The organism is Tsukamurella pseudospumae, from assembly GCF_001575205.1.
Classification (GTDB): domain Bacteria; phylum Actinomycetota; class Actinomycetes; order Mycobacteriales; family Mycobacteriaceae; genus Tsukamurella; species Tsukamurella pseudospumae.
Map to the genome: position 1 here is coordinate 24,875 of NZ_LSRE01000008.1, position 16,407 is coordinate 41,281.

Consider the following 16,407-nt stretch of genomic DNA (forward strand, 5'->3'; position numbering starts at 1 on the left):
GCGCATACCCTCCCGACTGAAAACCGGATTGACCTGCGGAAACCGCGCCATACGCGCGGCGCATGGCGTTCTGAACGGCCTCGCCTTCCTGCGCTCCCCGACGGCCCGTCGAAGACTGAAGCCCGACGGACCCGCCGGGGTCCAGCAGGTCAGCTCGCGTCGGTCGACGCCGCCGCCGGCGCCGTGGTCTTCTTCGCGACGGTCTTCTTCGCCGCCGTCGTCTTCTTGGCCACGGTCTTCTTCGCCGCCGCCTTCTTGGCAGCGGCCTTCTTCGCGGGCGCCTTCTTGGCCGGCGCCTTCTTGGCAGCGGCCTTCTTGGTGGCCTTCTTCTTCACCGGGCCGCGGGCGCGACGGTCCGCGAGCAGCTCGGACGCGCGCTCGTCGGTGATCGTCGCGACCTCGTCGCCCTTGCGGAGCGACGCGTTGGTCTCGCCGTCGGTGACGTACGGGCCGAACCGGCCGTCCTTGATGACCATCGCGGTGCCGGACACGGGGTCGTTGCCCAGCTCGCGCAGCGGCGGCGCAGCGGCCGCGCCCCGGCCCCGTCGCTTGGGCTCCGCGTACAGCTTGAGCGCCTCCTCGAGGGTCACCGTGAACATCTGGTCCTCGGTGGCCAACGAGCGGGAGTCGGTGCCCTTCTTCAGGTACGGCCCGTAGCGGCCGTTCTGGGCGGTGATCTCCTCCTTGGACTCGGGATCGACGCCGACGACGCGGGGCAGCGACAGCAGTCGCAGCGCGTCCTCGAGCGTGACGGTCTCGATGTCCATGCTCTTGAGCAGCGAGCCGGTACGCGGCTTCGGGCCCTCGACCTTCTTCTTCCGCGTCTTCGGCTTCGCCTTCGCGGCGCCCGTCTCGTCGAGATCCTCCGCCTCCGCGGGCTCGTCCTCGGGCGCGGGCAGGAGCTCGGTGACGTACGGACCGAAGCGGCCCTCCTTGGCGACGATCTCGTGCCCCGTGGCCGGGTCGACGCCCAGCGGGCGGCCGTCCTGCGGGGTCGCGAACAGTTTCTCCGCGACCTCCTCGGTGAGCTCGTCGGGCGTCATGGACGCCATGATGTTGGCGCGCTGGACCGTCGGTTCCCCGGCACCGTCGGCCGGCGCGACGGTGCGCTCGAGGTACGGGCCGTACCGACCCACTCGCACGTAGACGACGTTGCCGTCGGTGTCGGTGTAGAGCGGGATCGAGTTGATCTCGCGGGCATCGATCGCGTCGAGGTTCTCGGCGACGAGGTTCTTCAGGCCGGGCGAGACGCGCTCGGCACCGTTGGGCTCGACCACGTCGGAGCCGAAGTAGAACCGGGTGAGCCAGTCGACGCGACCCTCGCGGCCGCCGGCGATCTCGTCGAGATCGTCCTCCATCGAGGCGGTGAAGTTGTAGTCGACGAGGCCGCCGAAGTGGCCCTCGAGCAGCCCGATCACGGCGAAGGCCACCCACTGCGGGACGAGGGCGTTGCCCTTCTTCACGACGTAGCCGCGGTCCTGGATGGTCTTGATGATCGACGCGTAGGTCGACGGTCGGCCGATGCCCAGCTCCTCGAGCGTCTTCACCAGGGAGGCCTCGGTGAAGCGCGCGGGCGGGCTGGTCACGTGGTCCGCGGCGGTCAGCTCGGCGGCCGTGATCGCCTGCCCGGTGACCAGCTGCGGCAGGCGCGACTCGGCGTCGTCGGCCTCGCCGCCCGCCTGGTCGTCGACGGTCTCGACGTAAGCCGAGAGGAAGCCGGGGAAGGTGATGGTGCGGCCCGACGCGGCGAACTCGCAGTTCTCACCCGACGATGCCGTGCCGCCGATCCGCAGGCTCAGGGTGGTGCCCTTGACATCGGCCATCTGCGAGGCGACGGTGCGCTGCCAGATCAGCTCGTAGAGCCGGAACTCGTCCGAGTTCAGCACGGACGCCAGCGCGCCCGGCGTCTGGAAGGTCTCGCCGGCGGGGCGGATCGCCTCGTGCGCCTCCTGCGCGTTCTTCACCTTGCGCGTGTACTGGCGCGGCGTGGGATGCACGAATTCGGGCCCGTACAGCTGCCGCGCCTGGTCCCGGGCCGCGGTGATCGCGGTCTCGGACAGCGTGGTCGAGTCGGTACGCATGTAGGTGATGTAGCCGCCCTCGTAGAGGCGCTGCGCGATCTGCATCGTGCGGTCGGTGGTGAACCGCAGTTTGCGGCCCGCCTCCTGCTGCAGCGTCGAGGTCATGAAGGGCGCGTAGGGCTTGCGCGTGTAGGGCTTCTCCTCGACCGAGGTCACCGTCAGGCTGGCGCCCTGCAGGCTCGCCACCAGGGCGTTCGCCCGGGCACCGTCGAGCACCGTGATCCCGGCCGGCTTGCGGAGCTGTCCCGTGGCGTCGAAGTCGCGGCCGGTGGCGACGCGGTCGCCGTCGATCGAGACGAGACGAGCGCCGAAGGTGCGCGGCGTCGCCTCGGCGCCGGCGTCGAGCTGCGCGGCGATGTCCCAGTACCCGGCGGTGCGGAAGGCGATGCGCTCGCGCTCCCGGTCGACGATGATGCGCGTCGCGACGGACTGCACGCGGCCGGCGGACAGGCCCTGGTTGACCTTGCGCCACAGCACGGGGCTGACCTCGTAGCCGTAGAGGCGATCGAGGATGCGACGGGTCTCCTGCGCGTCGACGAGGTTCATATCGAGCTCGCGCGGCTCGTCCGCGGCGGCGAGGATCGCCTGCTGGGTGATCTCGTGGAAGACCATCCGCTTGACGGGGACCTTCGGCTTGAGCACCTCCTGCAGGTGCCACGCGATGGCCTCGCCCTCGCGGTCACCGTCCGTCGCGAGGTAGAGCTCGTCGGCCTGCTTGAGCAGGGACTTCAGCTCGGAGACGGTGGAGCGCTTGCTCGCGGAGGTGACGTAGTGGGCCTCGAAGTCGTGGTCGACGTCGACGCCGAGGCGGGCCCAGGGCTTGCCCTGGTCGGCCTCGGGGAGGGGATTGTCCCGGCTCGGGAGGTCACGGATGTGGCCCATCGACGCCCGGACCGTGTAGTTCGGCCCCAGGAAATCGCCGATCTTCTTGCCCTTGGCCGGGGACTCCACGATGACCAGACGCTGCAGACCGTCGCCGCCTGCTGCCTTCCCGCGTGCCGCCATGGACCCTCCTGATCTGTTCCGGTGGCACCTGCGTCACCACCAACGACCCCTCACGTCACCTACAACGCAGCGGTCACTCCGGTACGCATTCTGCCGCACCTTTCGCCCCACCTTATATACAGGGTCCGTCGCACGCCTCGCGGAATACTCGCTGTCAGTCCGCGACGGAGCGTCCCGACACTCGCGCCGTGTGCCGCCTAAGAACGTCGGTGGTCGCGCGCTGGAAGTCGGCGATCGTCTCCTGTTGTTCCGGCGTGAACCGCTCGTCGAGCATCGCGGCCATGTCCACTCCGAGGGGGCCGAAGACCTCCGCAGTCCGCCGATCGAGGTCCGGGTTGGATGCCAGGCTCACCACGATCCGCCGACGGTCCTGCGAGTCCGGCTCGCGCAGCGCGAACCCACGTCGCACCAGTCGGTCGACGAGGCCGGTGACCGCGCCGGAGGTGAGGCCCGTGTGCTCGACCAGCTGCGACGCCGAGACGGGGCCGAGGCGGCGAAGGACGTCCAGCGTCTTACGCTCCACGGCCGTCAGCCCCATCGACCTGCCGACGGCCTCGTGGAACATCACGATGGCGGTGATGAACTCCCGTCCCAGCAGTTCACCCGGCGTCGGCTCCGACATGACTCGATGTTATCTCAGCAGATAATTCTCTTAGTTGCTAAGTTATGAGAGTGACCAAGATTCTTAGGAGTCCTGCGCTGGCTCTGTACTTCCTCTCCCCGCTGATCGGGGAGTTCTTCCTGGGCGATTTCCCGGTCGTCCTGCTTCCGCTGATCGTGGTGCTCGCGCCCTGGTACGGCGCGGGCGCGCTCCTGATCCGGGAGGTCGCGCGCCGACGCGGCCGGGGCTGGCCGACGATCGCCCTCCTCGCTCTCGCCTGGGCGTTGATCGGCGAGGGCCTGCTCGGACAGTCGCTGTTCAACCCCGGCTACGCCGACGCGCACTTGCTTGACCACGGCTTCCTGCCGGGGCTCGGCATCGGCGCGACGTGGACCGTCTTCGTCCTCGCGATCCACGTCGCCTTCAGCATCTGCCTGCCGATCGCGATAGTCGAGCTCGGCATGTCCGAGCCTCGTCAGCCTCTGCTGCGCCGCCGAGGAATCCTCGTGTGCACGGCGCTGCTCCTGGTCGGAGCGGTCGTCACCGTGACGACGGCGTACCGCACGTGGGGGCACTTCGTCGCCCCGTGGCCGCGCCTCGCCGGTACCGCCGTGATCGCCGTGGCGCTCGTCGCCCTCGCCCTCCGCCTGCCGGGCCGCGCGCCCGACGGTGCGCGTCCGCCCGGGCCCGGCATCGTCTGCGGGCTCTTCCTCGCATGCGGCGCCGCACTACTGGGCGGCGTGCGTCTCGCGACCGCGGCCGGACTGGTGACGATGACGGTCGGCATCGTCGTGGCCGTGATCACTCTCGCCCTGTGGGCACCGTCGCCGATGTGGACGGACCGGCATCGTCTGGCGGTGATCGCGGCGGGGCTCCTGACCTATGGCTGGTCGGCACCGATCCGGATGTGGGGCCACAGCCCGGCCGACCACGCCCTCGCCCTGGTCAGTGGGGTCGTCTACCTCGCCGCGGAGACCGCGATCGTCGTCCACCTGCACCACGCGGTCGTCCGCCGCGAGCGCACGACCTACGGCTGAGGCCAGTGCGCAGCGGCATCGGGATGCGCCGGCGGGTCGCCGATGCTCTCCCGCAGACGCAACAACCGACGGTGCCCGGAGACCCGCAGCGCGGGTCTCGTCCCGCGGGTGCCCACGAGGGTCGGGGCGACGCCGGCGCGCATCAGGGCGGTGGCCAGGACCGGTGCGCTCTCGGGCGCGTGCGGGTCCAGGTGGAGCAGGTAGTGCACGCCGTCGACGTCGCCCGCGGCCAGGGCCCAGGCACGCAGGGCCCGCGGTCCGGGCACCCAGGTCGGGGGTGCCGTCTTCGCCGCACCGCGCGTCCAGGCCAACGACATGGGCTGCAGTTCGGGCGCCGCGAGGGTCCGGACCAGCGGCGTCCCCTCCTCGGAGACGCCCTGCTGGGCACGCAGCCCCGCCTCGTCGATCATCACGGCGATGGCATCGGCGCGCCACTGGTCCGGGACGACCACCGACACGCGGGCACTACCGCCCAGCTGCACGATCTGCCCCGACGCGGCCAGAAGACCGGCCAGGTCGCGCGGCGACGGCTCGGTCTGCTCCGCGGAGAACAGTGACAGTTGGGACACATGATGAGCCTAGAGCCCCGTGGTGCGGCAGAGCTCCGTCGACACGAGAACGTGACCGAAATGCACAACGCCCCTCCGCTGTGACAGCGGAGGGGCGTTGCGAGAAACGCTTATCGCGTGGTGCGGGGTTTCTTAGAGGGCGCGGACGCCGGTGGCCTGCGGGCCCTTGGTGCCCTGGCCGACCTCGAACTCCACGAGCTGGTTCTCCTCGAGGGTACGGAAGCCGTTGCCCTGGATCTCCGAGTAGTGGACGAACACGTCATCCGAGCCGTCGGCCGGTGCGATGAAGCCGAAGCCCTTCTCCGCGTTGAACCACTTCACAGTTCCCTGTGCCATTGAGATGTTTCCTAACTTGTCTAACTACCGGTGTAGGAACCGTTCCCCGAGTGGGGTGCGACTCCTGGCCGGTTCCGGCCGCCATACTTTCTGGAGCCGTTTGCGGAGACCGCACACAAAAACCTTCAGTACCACGCCCGCAACATCGATCCCCCGATGGTCCTCTAGGACCCCCGGCGGGAGCTGCGACCGCATACAGTCAATCACGATTTCCAGGCGAGCGACAGCGGGCGGCGGGAATTCGCCTCATGTTCACCCTCCGTCCCACCCGCCGATCGCCTGTTCGCGCCGCCGCTAGACTGGACGAAGCCCGCCGTCACCGCCTCCTGCGGCCGCGGGCGCACGTTTCGAAGCGAGGTCTGACACGGTGGAGCACAACACCTTCGGGCGCGAGCTCCTGGCCAGGATCCAAGCCGGCGCAGGCCCCGGCGCCGAGAGCCTGACTCATGTCGCGGACATCCCGTCACGGCGCGCGGAATTCGCCGACTGGCCCTCATGGGTTCCGCCCCGCCTGCGGGACGGGCTCGTCGACGAGGGCGTCCAGCGGCCCTGGCGACATCAGGCCGAAGCGGCGGAACACGCGCACGCAGGCCGCCACACCGTGATCTCCACGGGCACCGCATCGGGCAAATCGCTCGCCTACCAGCTGCCGGTGCTCGCAGCGCTCGCCGACGATCCGCGCGCGACGGTGCTGTACCTCTCGCCCACGAAGGCGCTCGGCACCGACCAGCACCGCGCGGCGGTCCGGCTCACCACGGACTACGGCCCGCACGACGCCTCGCCCGCCATGTACGACGGTGACACCTCGCAGGAGATGCGCCGCTGGGCGCGCTCGGACAGCCGCTGGGTGTTCACGAACCCGGACATGGTGCACGTGGGACTGCTTCCGCGGCATGCGAAGTGGGCGCGATTCCTGCGCGGTCTGCGCTACGTCGTGGTGGACGAGTGTCACCATTACCGCGGGGTGTTCGGCTCGCACACAGCGCTGGTGCTGCGGCGCCTGTTGCGGGTGGCGGCGAAGTACGGCGCCACGCCGACGGTGATCTGCGCGTCCGCCACCACGTCCGATCCCGGCGGCGCGGCGTCCCGGCTGATCGGCGCCGACTGCGTTGCCGTGACCGAGGATTCGTCACCGCACGGACCGCGCACCGTCGTGCTGTGGGAGCCCCCGCTCCTGCCCGACCTGGAGGGCGAGAACGGCGCGCCGGTGCGCCGCCCCGCGACGACCGAGGCGGCGCGGATGCTCGCCGACCTGGTGGTCGAGGGTGCGCGCACCCTCGCGTTCGTCCGGTCCCGACGGTCCGCCGAGACCGTCGCGCTCTCGGCCCGGCGGATGCTCGCGGAGGCCACCCCGGAACTGGCCGAGCGGATCGCCGCCTACCGGGCGGGGTACCTCGCCGACGACCGGCGTGCCCTGGAGCGGGGGCTGAACGACGGTGCGCTGCTGGGCGTCGCCACCACGAACGCCCTGGAGCTGGGCGTGGACATCGCGGGCCTGGACGCCGTGCTGATGGCGGGCTTCCCCGGCACCGTCGCCTCGTTCTGGCAGCAGGCGGGGCGCAGCGGGCGACGCGGGCAGGGCTCGCTGATCCTGCTCATCGCCCGCGACGACCCGCTGGACACCTACCTCGTGCACCACCCGGAGTCGCTGCTCGGCAAGCCGGTCGAGGCCACCATCACGGACCCGTGGAACCCCTACGTCCTGGGGCCGCAGCTGCTCTGCGCCGCGAGCGAGATCCCGTTGACCCGACCGGAAGTGGTATCGCTGGGCGCGGTGGACGTGGTCGGGCGACTCGTCGCCGACGGGCTGCTCCGCGAGCGTCCGGCCGGCTACTTCCTGGCCGCGGGCATCGATCCCCATGCGGGCGTGAACATCCGGGGCGGCGCGGGCAGCGAGATCCTCATCGTCGAGGAGGCCTCGGGCCGGTTGTTGGGCACCGTCGACTTCACCCGTGCGCTGTCGACGGTGCACGAGGGCGCGGTGCACGTGCACCAGGGCGAGTCCTACGTGGTCGACGAGCTGGACCTCGACGAGGGCCTCGCGCTGGTCCACGCGGAGGAGCCCGACTGGACCACCTCCGCGCGCGAGGATCTGGACGTGCACGTCACCGCCGTCCACGCGACGGAGGTACTGGGAGAGGTGGCCGTACGGTTCGTCTCCGTGGAGGTCACCAGCCGGGTGGTCGGCTACCTGCGCACGCTGCGCAGCGGCGAGGTACTCGACGCCGCCCCGCTGGACCTCCCGGAGACCACGCTGGCGACGCGCGCGGCGCTGCTCACGCTGTCGCCGGAGGTGCTCGAGGGCGCCGGCCTGGTCCCGGAGCGCTGGCCGGGGGCGCTGCACGCCGCCGAGCACGCCGCGATCGGCCTGTTGCCGCTGGTGGCGTCGTGCGATCGCTGGGACATCGGCGGCCTGTCGACCGCGCTGCACGAGGACACCGGCCTGCCGTCGATCTTCGTCTACGACGGCTACCCCGGCGGCGCCGGTTTCGCCGAGCGCGGCTACGAGTCGATCGCCACGTGGCTGGTCGCCACGCGCGACGCCGTAGCCGCCTGCGAGTGCCCGTCCGGCTGCCCCTCGTGCGTCCAGTCGCCCAAGTGCGGCAACGGGAACGACCCGCTCGACAAGGAGGGCGCGGTCATCGTCCTCGACCTCGTGCTCGCGGCGGTGGCCCGTGGAGAGTGAGCTGCCGGAGCCACCCCGGATCGACCGGTACGCCGAGTTCGTGATGTCGATGCCGGAGGAGTCGCGCCGCCGGCTGGGCAGGCTCCTCGAGAACCTCGCCACCCGCGATGAAGGCGGCTGGCTCATCGTGAACCAGACCGCCGACGACTTCCTGCGCAGGCATCGGGAGTACCTGCGGTCCATCGTCGACAACGACTACCCCGACGCCTTCGACGCCGGGGAGTGAACCGCTACTTCGGCGGCAGTGACCGCGCGTAGTCGACGGTGCGCCGCACCCATTCCGCGAGCTCGACGTCCGAGGCCGTCGCCTCCGCGCTGAGGTCGAGCCAGCCGCGCATCTCGCGGCCGCGCATGACGGTGGCCCGCACGTGCGGCCCGATCAATCCATCCGTGGCCTCCGGGTGCAGGTGGACCATCGCCTCACCGTGACTGTTCGCCGCGATCGCCATGTGCCCGTCGACGAGGAACGCCAGCCCGCCGAACATCCGCTTCTCGGTGACCCCGGGTTCACCGTCGATCGCGTCGCGGATCCTGTCCGCGAGCCCCTCGTCGTACGCCATCGTCTCAGTGTGCGCCGGTCGACGGTGCCGCGCAGCACGTCTGTGCTCGACGCAGCTCAGGCGGGGAGGTGAAGCAGATCGCTCCATCCCTCCGCGAGAATGCTCCGACGGAGCACATCGGAGGCACCATTGACTTCCAGCCACCTCGCGACGGCGATCTTCTGCTGTTCGTTCGGCAGGTCACTGACGCCGAGATGCATGCGCAGCTGGGGGACACTGAAGATTCTCGGCGCCGAGGCCGCCGGCGCCGCGGACAGGTCATCGGAGAATCTCGACATCTAACCCACCACCCTCCCGTGCAGGAGCGGGACGGCGCCGGGCCGATCCACCCTCCACAAGCGTACAACCGGATCGAGGAGCAGCACCTCCTCCTGGTATCCCAGGTCGGTGAGCCCGATACCGCCCACCCAGAACCTCGAGTACCCCGTGGCAGTTCGAGGCGGATCACGACCGGGCCACCGGCTCCGGGTGGGGCGGCGAACTCGCTGACAGCGATGTCGCGATTCAACGAGGAAGCAGTGAACCCGTCGAGTCGGAAGTCGCGAGGACCGGCCGATGTGGGCTTGTCGTACGAGTCGCCGAGCGCGCGCTCCACACTCCGAATCCCGCGCCACACCGTCACGTCGCGAAGAACGCGCGATCGTTCGATCGCACTGGCCAGGTCGATCGCGACGGTCGCCGCTTCGGCCGAGCCTGTTCCACCACGTGCGATCCTCTGCACCTCCTGGTAGAAGCGGTCCGTCCCTTGCCACCTCAGCACCGAGGTGAGCTGGCGGGCCGTGAGTTCCGGTACCGCGAACGCCTCGGTCACTCGGGCCCCGCACGCGCGACGGCGACGGCCTCGTCGGACCCGAAGACCGCCAGCGAGACCGGGACGCTCACGCGCACGACCACGTCGAAGCCGTCGACGGAACAGGCGCGCAGCGATCCCGCGTTGGCCCGGGCCAGACGGTCCGCCGCGGCGCACGCCGCGTCGACGTCGATCGCGCTCGCCGCACCGGCGAGCGCCGCGAGGTCGGCGGCGGCCTGGGCTCGGTGGCGCGCGGACACCGCGGCGCCGACGTCCACCACCATGACGACCACGGTGATGATCGCAGCGACCATCACCGCGGCCAGCACCGTCGCCACCCCGTCCTCCGCGCCCGCACGCAACGGCGCCGCCCGCGGCCGAGCGCAGGTCACGGCCCCGTCCCGGGCTCGACCGCCGCCACCGCGACGGCGGACACCGTCAGCCCTGGGAGCAGCGCCACCGGGGCCCTGACCCGCACCGTGACGGTCTCGCCCTCGCGGCTCACCGTCGACGACGCGCCGGGCGGCCCGACCTCGGCGACCGCACGGGACGCTCGACCGTCGTCACCCCGGGCGGCGAGTCGAGCCGCCTCCCGCGCCGCGTCGACGCACCGGACGTGCGCGGTGACACCCACGACCGCACCGACGCTGAGCACCAGCACCGTGATCAGGCTGGCGACGGCGAACGCGGCCTCGACCGTGACCGCGCCCGCATCGCCCGCTAGCCGGTGGAGGTGCCCAGCGCCTTGCCGATGATCGAGGTCAGACCGCTGATGATGTTGTCGCCGGTGACGACCCCGTAGAGCACCGCGCCGAACGCCGCGGCAGCAATAGTGCCTATTGCATATTCGACGGTGCTCATCCCCTCGTCCTCCAGCATGAGCTCGGTCATCCTGCACCGCAATCGAATCCACATTCCATCCCCCTTCCGTCGGGCCGCTACAGCAGCCCCTCCCCGAGCACCTTGCCCGCGAGTCCCATCACCACCGGCACAATGCCGAGGCACACGAAGGCCGGCAGGAAGCACAGGCCGAGCGGCCCCGCCACCGCGACCCCGGCGCGCTCCCCCGCCGCCACGGCTCGGTCCTCCGCCTGCGCCCGCTCCGTGCGCGCCAGGTCCGCCAACCCGACCGCGGGCGGCGACCCGGCCCGCGCGGACCGTCGCAGCATCCGCGTCAGCGCGACCACTTGCGGGTCCGCCGAGTCGGTGCGCCAGGCGGTTTCGGCGTCGGATCCGAGTGCGAGCAGCTCCGCCGCCCGGTTCAACACCTCCGCCAGCGCCGCCGGCGCCTCCCCGGCCACCGCCCGTGCCGCGTCCGCCGTCGGCATGCCCGCGCGCAGGCACACCGCGAACAGGTCGTACGCCGCTGCGGCGTCGAACGGGTCCGGTTTCGGGGCACGGCGCGGGATCCGGGGGCGGAGCCGCTCCGCGCCGCCCGGGGCGTCCGCCGCCAGCCGCGCCCGCGCCGCCAGGGGGAGTACGAGGACTGCGGCCGCGAGCATGATCAGGGCCGCCGCGAGCGGCCCGTGCCCGCTCACGAGCCGTCCCCCGACGACCGACTGCCCGACGGTGCGCCGGCGGCACCGTCGGCGATCGCGCGGGACCAGAGCAGCCCTGCGCAGGTCAGGCACGTCCCGACGACGAGCAGTACCCCGCCCGCACCGGTACCGAGCAGGGTGCCGACGGGGTCGGCGTCGATGAGCTGCCCCATCAGGACGCCCAGGACCGGGAGCGCCGCGAGCACCTGCGCGGTGGCGCGAGCTCCGGCGAGGGCGGAATGCGCACGCCCGAGGTATCTTTCGCGGGAGCGCAGGTCCTCGCGCACGGACGCGAGCAGCTCACCCATGCCGATGCCGTGCCTGGTCCCCGTCTCCCACGCGGCCGCGATGCGTGTCCAGGCCGCGCTCTCGGCGGCGTGCGCCCGGAGGCCCGCCGCCACGTCGCCACCCAGTTCCGCCCGCCCCGCCATCTCGGCGAAGACCGCGCGTACGTGCGGATCGTCCGCGTCCCGTCCCGCCGTGCCGCACGCCGCAGCCGGGTGCGCGCCGACGGACAGCTCCGCGACCATCGCGTCCACGCCCGCGAGGACCGCCGAGAGCCGCGCGGCGGCCTCGTTCCGTGCGCGGGAGCGTGCCCACAGTTCCCGGGCCGTGCCCGCGGCCAGCGCCGGGGCGAGGGCCTGCCCCGGTCCGACGGCCAGCGCGCCGACGGGAACGGCGACGGCGAGCCAGCCCCACCGCATCACCCGGTGCGGCTTGCCCGGTGCGTTCATCGCGCGGAGCCTGGCCGCACCGAGCCCGCCCGGCCACGCCAGCAGCGCGGCGGCGAGGAGCATCAGGACCACGGCCGTCACGACGCACCCCGTTCCGCGAGCAGCGCGGACACCCGGTCAGCGGACGCCGTGAAGCCGCCGTCGCGCTCCCAGACGGGCAGGACCCGCACGTAGCCGGATCCGCCGCGCTCGACCACGCCGATGCTGCGCAGCCCGCGCCGGCCCGACGGCCAGCGGTGCACCGAGAAGACGATCTGGAAGGCCGCCGCCAGCTGTGCGTGCAGTGCCTCCCGGCCGAGCCCGCCGAGCGCGGCGAGCGCCTCGAGCCGCGCCGGGACCTCCCGCGGGGAGTTGGCGTGGACGGTGCCCGCGCCACCGTCGTGGCCGGTGTTGAGCGCCGTGAGGAGGTCGACGACCTCGGCGCCGCGCACCTCGCCGACCACGATCCGGTCCGGCCGCATCCGCAGGGCCTGCCGCACCAGGTCGCGGACAGTCACCTCGCCGACGCCCTCGACATTGGCCCCGCGCGCCAGCAGCGAGACCACGTGGGGGTGCACCGGATCGAGCTCGTGCGCGTCCTCGACGCACAGCACCCGCTCGTCCGGATGCACCGCACCGAGCAGCCCGTTGAGCAGCGTGGTCTTGCCGGAGCCGGTGCCGCCCACCACGAGGAACGCGAGCCGCGCTGCCACCACCCGGCGCACCAGCTCCGCCACGTCCGCAGGCACCGCGCCGCCGTCGATCAACGTATCGAGCGTCTGGGTGGCCGGCCGCAGCACGCGGAGCGAGATGCACGTGCCGCCGTGCGCCAGCGGCGGGAGGACGGCGTGCAGCCGGATCCCGCTGCCCGCCCGGCCGCCCGGACCCGCGGGCAGGTGCCCGTCGACCCACGGCTGGGCGTCGTCGAGGCGCCGGCCCGCGGTGAGCGCGAGCCTGGCCGCGAGGCGGCGGACGGCATCGTCGTCCTCGAAGACGACGTCCGTGAGCTCGAGCCCCGCACCCCGGTCGACCCACACCCGCCGCGGGCCCACGACGAGGACGTCCGCCACCGCCGGGTCCGCGAGCAGCGGCTCGAGCCGGCCGGCGCCGACGAGCTCCGTCTCGAGATGGGCGAGACCGTCGAGCAGGTCGGTGTCGCCGAGGACGCCGCCGCATTCGGCGCGCAACGCGGCGGCCATGACATCGGGTGTGAGCGCGGTGGCGGTGTGGGCCAGCCGCTCCCTCACCCGGGCGAGCAGGTCCGGATCCGGCGAGGTCACGCCGCACCTCGCCGCACGCCGTCGAGCACGCGCCCGGCCGCGACCGCGAGGGGCGTCCCCTTGCGCAGGCGCAGCCCGGCACCGTCGAGCTGCTCGTCGAGACGTGGCTGCGGGCGCATCGAGGCCAGGAGCGGGAGACCGACCGCCCGCTCCACGTCGCGCGCCGACAGCCCGCCCGGTGACGGTCCGCGGACCACCAGGCCCACCGATCGGGCCCTGTCCGCCAGCCCGCCGGCCACCGCCCGGCCCGCAGCGCAGCCGCGGACGGTGGCGCCGACCACCACGACCACGACGTCGGCGACCTCCAGGCACGCCGAGGTGGCCGGGTCGTCGCGGCGCGGTAGATCGACGACGGTGACCCCGACGCTGCGGCGCCCCGCGTCGATGACCGCGAGCAGGCCCTCGACGGGGATCTCGGGGACGCCGACACCGCCGGCGGACAGCACCGCGACGGCGCCGGCTCGGCCCGGCAACGCCGCCACGAGCGCCTCGGACGGGACGTGCCCGCCCCGCAGCGCCAGATCGCCCCAGCGCAGGCCCGGCAGGTCCGCGCAGCCCAGCAGCAGATCCAGGCCGCCGCCCCACGGATCCGCGTCGACGGCCAGTGCCGTCACGCCCCGGCCCGGTGCCGCGACCGCGACCGCAGCGGCCAGCACCGAGGCGCCCGCGCCGCCGTGCCCGCCGACGACGGCCACGACCCTGGACCGCTCACCGTCGTCCGGCTCGCGGGCGGCGAGGAACCGGGCGAGGTCCCGAACCTGCCCGGGGAGGACGAAGACCTGCGCGGCGCCCACCTCGACCGCGGCCGCGAGCTCGGCCAGCCCGGCCTGGGCGGCGACGATCGCGACGCCCTCGCGACGGGGCAGGCCGCCGGCGCGGGCGGCCTCGGCCATCGCCGTGGCGGCGCCCAGGTCCAGGACCATGCCCGCGGCCGACGCCCACCCGGCGCGCGGCCGCCCCCGGTCGATGTCCGTCACCGTGCGCGCCGCCGCCGCCGCCGCGCGACGCACGTCGTCCGCCAGCGCACCGTCGGCCACCGCCATGCCGATCTCGATCCCTCGCATGGGCCCAGCATCGCCCTCGGACCGGCCCGATCCCCCTGCGTCCGGACCCGGCCTGTGGAGGAATCGCGTCATTGCAGAAACCTGTGGAGGAATCCGGGGTCCGCTCTTGCGGGGTACGGATCGATGTGGCAGCGGTAGTGTGTTCCGCGTGAGCCCAACCGCGCCCGACGAGGCCCCGGTGCGCCGGGTCGCCGCCTTCTTCGACCTGGACAAGACGATCATCGCGAAATCGTCCGCGCTGGCGTTCTCGCGCCCCTTCTTCGACGAGGGCCTCCTCAACCGCCGCGCCGTGCTCAAGTCGAGCTACGCGCAGTTCCTCATGATGCTGACGGCGGCCGATCACGACCAGATGGAGCGCATGCGGGACCACCTCACGCAGATGTGCGAGGGCTGGAACGTCGAGCAGGTCAAGTCCATCGTGCGCGAGGCCCTGCACGATGTCGTCAATCCGCTGGTGTTCGCGGAGGCGTCCGAGCTGATCGCCGGCCACCACGCCCGCGGGCACGACGTGGTGATCGTGTCGGCCTCGGGCGAGGAGATGGTCGCCCCGATCGCCGAGATGCTGGGAGCCGACTACGCCGTCGCCTCGAAGATGAAGGTCGAGGACGGCAAGTACGCCGGCGAGGTGGAGTTCTACTGCTACGGCGAGAACAAGGTGGTCGCGATGGAGGCGCTCGCCGCCGAACACGGATACGACCTCTCGCAGTGCTTCGCATACTCGGACTCGATCACCGATGTCCCGATGCTCGCGGCCGTCGGCCACCCGACCGCCGTGAACCCCGACCGCGGCCTGCGCAAAGAGTCGTCCGAGCGCGGTTGGCCCGTCGTGTCCTTCTCGAACCCCGCCCCGCTCCGGGACCGGATCCCGACCCCCTCGCGGAACTCCGTCCTCGCGACGGCGGGCCTCGGCATGATCACCGCAGGTGTGGGGTTCGCGACTTACCTTGCGCTGCACCGGAAGAAGAGCTGACGACGGATCGCGACCCGCATCATCGGGGAAAATTCTCGCTCACCCCTTGCTGTGACGGCGATCACAGGGTAGAAATGAATCACGGAGCGGCGCAAAGCCAGATCCTCACCGGAAGAGAAGGTCGAGGGTCCCTGAGCGTCAAGGCTCCCAGCACGGACACCAGGCACCCACGCGGAGCTCGCCACCTATGGCGGAAAGCGCTGTCGGCCTGCGTCACCGGAGAAATCAGTGGTCAGCACAAGGTCTGCGGATAGTGGACCTCTCTCCGGCTACGCCGAGGCCGTAATACAGCCCACCCTCACGCACGCTTGGTAACCGGGATCCGTGCTAGCGAACGGCGATTCGGACCCGTTCTTCAGGACACACCGCCAGGTGCGCACCTGGAGCTCAGGCCGGGTCGCCGTTGCGCATGTCCGGGGTAGGTGGCGCGATCAGCGCTCGGCCAACGCGAGTGCCTCCGCTCCTCCCGCCTCCAGCGCCTGGCAGCACAACACCACCCACGCCACTACGCCGTCCGGGTCCCCCATCCCGAACGCGTCCGCGGCATCGGCGTAGCTCGGGGCGAACTTGAGCCACGTGGTCTCGGGGATCCCCAGCGCGTGCGGGTCCAGACCGGACGCCACGGTGACCAGGCGCGACGCGGCGCGGGCCACCACCCCGTCGGACACCTCGAAGGGACGCAGCGACAGCAGTTCCCCGTGCACGACGGCCGCGACCACCGGCGCGGGCGCCTCCGTACCACCCGTGACCAGCTGCGCGAGCAACGAGAGCCGCTCGCCCGCGCCCGGCCGTGGCCGGCCGAGGCGGGAGTCGTCACCGTCGACCAGGTCGGCCGCCGCCAACGTGTGCAACCGGGCCAGGACCTGGAGCGGAGCGCGGCGCCACACGCCGACGCTCGCGTCCAGCAGGTCGCCGTCGATCGCCTGGTAGGCGCGCATCGCGCCCGCCAGGACCGGATCGTTGATCAGTTCGTCACGACTGAGAGCGACCGCGGCACCGTCGAGCGCCGCCGACGCGCGGGCCCCGCGCAACGAGGATTCCGTCGCCGTCGCCCGCCACTCCCGACGGTTCGCGGGATGACGGTGCACCTTCGCGAGCGACTCCCGGGCGGCTGCGGCCGCCTCCGCGACGGCGGGGACGGCGACGAGCGGGCTCAGCGGGTCGGTCATTCGACCAC

17 protein-coding genes are annotated in these 16,407 nt (G+C 72.1%); 4 read left to right on the forward strand and 13 right to left on the reverse strand.

Annotated features, from left to right (window positions below; genetic code table 11):
* Positions 1–149: 149 nt before the first annotated feature.
* The gene (topA, locus tag AXK61_RS05340) at positions 150–3,086 is read right to left on the reverse strand and encodes a type I DNA topoisomerase (RefSeq protein WP_068744176.1); all 2,937 of its coding nucleotides are present in this window, start codon (positions 3,084–3,086) and stop codon (positions 150–152) included.
* A 154-nt stretch (positions 3,087–3,240) separates the two neighbouring features.
* Entirely contained in the window at positions 3,241–3,708 is a 468-nt protein-coding gene (locus AXK61_RS05345; protein WP_068571316.1) for a MarR family winged helix-turn-helix transcriptional regulator, read from the reverse strand.
* A 50-nt stretch (positions 3,709–3,758) separates the two neighbouring features.
* On the opposite strand from AXK61_RS05345, the gene AXK61_RS05350 reads away from it, so the two are divergent.
* Positions 3,759–4,724, forward strand: a complete 966-nt coding sequence (locus AXK61_RS05350) for a hypothetical protein (protein WP_068571317.1) — start codon at positions 3,759–3,761, stop codon at positions 4,722–4,724.
* On the opposite strand, the gene AXK61_RS05355 is transcribed toward AXK61_RS05350, so the two are convergent.
* Positions 4,715–5,293 carry a hypothetical protein gene (locus tag AXK61_RS05355; RefSeq protein ID WP_068571318.1) on the reverse strand — a complete coding sequence of 193 codons (579 nt, stop codon included), beginning with the start codon at positions 5,291–5,293 and terminating at the stop codon, positions 4,715–4,717. The genes AXK61_RS05350 and AXK61_RS05355 overlap by 10 nt on opposite strands.
* A 132-nt stretch (positions 5,294–5,425) precedes the next feature.
* On the reverse strand, positions 5,426–5,629 hold the full coding sequence (locus AXK61_RS05360; RefSeq protein WP_068523077.1) for a cold-shock protein: 204 nt from the start codon (positions 5,627–5,629) through the stop codon (positions 5,426–5,428).
* Between the two features lie 367 nt (positions 5,630–5,996).
* Here AXK61_RS05360 and AXK61_RS05365 point away from each other — a divergent pair, with 367 nt between their 5' ends.
* Positions 5,997–8,315 carry a DEAD/DEAH box helicase gene (locus tag AXK61_RS05365; RefSeq protein WP_068744180.1) on the forward strand — a complete coding sequence of 773 codons (2,319 nt, stop codon included), beginning with the start codon at positions 5,997–5,999 and terminating at the stop codon, positions 8,313–8,315.
* Positions 8,305–8,541: a hypothetical protein gene (locus AXK61_RS05370; protein ID WP_068571320.1), complete on the forward strand. Its 237-nt coding sequence runs from the start codon at positions 8,305–8,307 to the stop codon at positions 8,539–8,541. The genes AXK61_RS05365 and AXK61_RS05370 overlap by 11 nt, the downstream gene beginning before the upstream one ends.
* Positions 8,542–8,545: 4 nt before the next feature.
* Here AXK61_RS05370 and AXK61_RS05375 read toward each other — a convergent pair whose 3' ends face one another.
* From AXK61_RS05375 to ssd, 8 genes are all read right to left on the reverse strand, one after another.
* Positions 8,546–8,875: a TfoX/Sxy family protein gene (locus AXK61_RS05375; protein WP_068744182.1), complete on the reverse strand. Its 330-nt coding sequence runs from the start codon at positions 8,873–8,875 to the stop codon at positions 8,546–8,548.
* Positions 8,876–9,682: 807 nt separating this feature from the next.
* Positions 9,683–10,057 (reverse strand): Rv3654c family TadE-like protein, encoded by a 375-nt coding sequence (locus AXK61_RS05385; protein ID WP_231855439.1) that lies wholly within the window; start codon positions 10,055–10,057, stop codon positions 9,683–9,685.
* Positions 10,054–10,326 carry a TadE family type IV pilus minor pilin gene (locus AXK61_RS05390; protein WP_231855440.1) on the reverse strand — a complete coding sequence of 91 codons (273 nt, stop codon included), beginning with the start codon at positions 10,324–10,326 and terminating at the stop codon, positions 10,054–10,056. Before AXK61_RS05390 ends, AXK61_RS05385 begins: the two co-directional genes overlap by 4 nt.
* 59 nt (positions 10,327–10,385) lie before the next feature.
* Positions 10,386–10,580 carry a DUF4244 domain-containing protein gene (locus AXK61_RS05395; protein WP_068571323.1) on the reverse strand — a complete coding sequence of 65 codons (195 nt, stop codon included), beginning with the start codon at positions 10,578–10,580 and terminating at the stop codon, positions 10,386–10,388.
* A 23-nt stretch (positions 10,581–10,603) separates the two neighbouring features.
* Complete coding sequence (locus AXK61_RS05400) at positions 10,604–11,203, reverse strand: type II secretion system F family protein (protein ID WP_082777974.1); 600 nt, start codon at positions 11,201–11,203, stop codon at positions 10,604–10,606.
* On the reverse strand, positions 11,200–12,018 hold the full coding sequence (locus AXK61_RS05405) for a type II secretion system F family protein (RefSeq protein ID WP_068744186.1): 819 nt from the start codon (positions 12,016–12,018) through the stop codon (positions 11,200–11,202). Before AXK61_RS05405 ends, AXK61_RS05400 begins: the two co-directional genes overlap by 4 nt.
* The gene (locus tag AXK61_RS05410) at positions 12,015–13,196 is read right to left on the reverse strand and encodes a TadA family conjugal transfer-associated ATPase (RefSeq protein ID WP_068571325.1); all 1,182 of its coding nucleotides are present in this window, start codon (positions 13,194–13,196) and stop codon (positions 12,015–12,017) included. The genes AXK61_RS05405 and AXK61_RS05410 overlap by 4 nt, the downstream gene beginning before the upstream one ends.
* Positions 13,193–14,260: a septum site-determining protein Ssd gene (gene ssd, locus AXK61_RS05415; RefSeq protein ID WP_068744188.1), complete on the reverse strand. Its 1,068-nt coding sequence runs from the start codon at positions 14,258–14,260 to the stop codon at positions 13,193–13,195. The genes AXK61_RS05410 and ssd overlap by 4 nt, the downstream gene beginning before the upstream one ends.
* 139 nt (positions 14,261–14,399) lie before the next feature.
* Between ssd and AXK61_RS05420 the strand changes: the two genes are divergently transcribed.
* Entirely contained in the window at positions 14,400–15,230 is an 831-nt protein-coding gene (locus AXK61_RS05420) for an HAD family hydrolase (protein WP_068571326.1), read from the forward strand.
* Between the two features lie 431 nt (positions 15,231–15,661).
* Here the strand turns inward: AXK61_RS05420 and AXK61_RS05425 are convergent, their stop codons facing one another.
* Entirely contained in the window at positions 15,662–16,399 is a 738-nt protein-coding gene (locus AXK61_RS05425; RefSeq protein WP_068744190.1) for an oxidoreductase, read from the reverse strand.
* Between the last annotated feature and the right edge of the window lie 8 nt (positions 16,400–16,407).